Genomic DNA, 1,569 nt, shown 5'->3' with positions numbered 1-1,569 from the left:
TTTCAACTGTGAATAACATTTCTGTAACACAAGTCAATGTTAAAGCAGCTGAATCTCAAATCAGAGAAGTAGATTTTGCACAAGAATCTGCAAACTTTAACAAGCTCAATATCTTGGCACAATCTGGTAATTTTGCGATGAGTCAGGCAAATGCAGTGCAACAACACATTATCCGACTTCTTCAATAGGTTAATCTGATATACCTGCAATAATAGCTTTGATATTGTGTCTCCGATGCCCCCAAGAGGGGGTATTTTGACGCAAACTACTTCCTTTCCTCTTTTAATTTCTGTGAATGATTTGAAATTTAAAATTATTTATTTTCTACGAATATTAAACTTATAATCATTAATGTTAGATTCTAGAATCTAGTTTGAGACACGCATTTTTGGCATAACTAGACTTTTAGCTTATTACCTCTGTTATTTATTCTTTACTGAAAAAATTAAGCTGCAAAAAGACAATTATTTAATTAAGGCTTACTTCTCAAGGCAAGGCATAGCCCTATAAGAGAGATTGTTTTATCCCTATCTATGCCTAACTATCACAAAGCTAGGATTTAGGATATGCAGGATTTTGCAAACTTTTTGTTAGTTTGATTTGAAACACGCAAAGTCTTACATGATTTTGAATCATTGGCAGACATTTAAGTTTCAGTATAGTTTGATGTTACTTTCAATCCTCTTTATTATTTTGAGGCTTCTTAAATACTCCATTAACAAAGCACACATGCTTATTCAAATACCTTGTAAGCATTATGAGTGCAAAGTATATAATGTATCGGGTTGCATGAATATTTTATTTCTGTAATGCCGTCTCCATTTTCTTATGGGTATCCAACAAGTGAGAGCTCTAGCTAATTTTCTTATATTTTGGTTGTGGGCATTGATTTTTTGCTCAACGATGGTATTGATATATTCGGCAGGATTTTCTTTAAAATAGGGGGTTAAAAAGAAATATTTCCAAAACTCTTCAAGATAAAATTTATCTGTGCATTGTGGATTTAGAGGCTTGGTAGCTGCGTAATGCAAGATATGTATATCCCTTAAATCAGGGATTGTGGGATAATAATCAGAATCTAAGGAAGGTATGAGATTCCAATAGTTGCTGATATATTTTACCTTATCTTGGAGGACATAGTTGAGTATATCATTATCAGAATAGGCGAGGGCGTTATGATATTTTGAGACATATTCATCAAACTTACGATGTATATCTATTTCCCGCCATAGCTTGACATTGATAAATAAAAAGCCCGCATTAAATAATTGCGCATCCTTACTTAAGCCTATAGAATCTAAATAGCCCTGAAAATCTAGCCCTATCCAATTGATTTGACGGGAACTTTTTCTTCGACAATCCGATATTTTATCTTCTGCTACAATGGCTAAGGCATTACCCATATCTATGTCAAAGATTTCCTTAAGGTTTGTTCTTACGACCATATCGCAATCTAGCCATAAAATCCTATCGATATTATGAGGTATTATGTCTGGTATGGATAATCTCAAACAAGAGGTATGATGTTGCCATTTGGAAAGAGGCATTTTCTCATACCAAGCAATGTAT

Annotated in this window: 2 protein-coding genes; one reads left to right on the top strand and one right to left on the bottom strand. The window is 33.5% G+C overall.

Translation table 11 applies throughout. The features are described from left to right. On the top strand, positions 1-188 hold a 188-nt coding region (locus CQA44_RS12005), incomplete at its 5' end, for a flagellin (RefSeq protein WP_258865047.1). A 567-nt stretch (positions 189-755) separates the two neighbouring features. On the opposite strand, the gene CQA44_RS12000 is transcribed toward CQA44_RS12005, so the two are convergent. After that, positions 756-1,569, bottom strand: an 814-nt coding sequence (locus CQA44_RS12000) for a glycosyltransferase (protein ID WP_115547421.1), incomplete at its 5' end; no start/stop codon positions are given.

The organism is Helicobacter sp. MIT 14-3879, from assembly GCF_003364125.1.
This window is presented reverse-complemented; position numbering and strand designations above follow the sequence as displayed.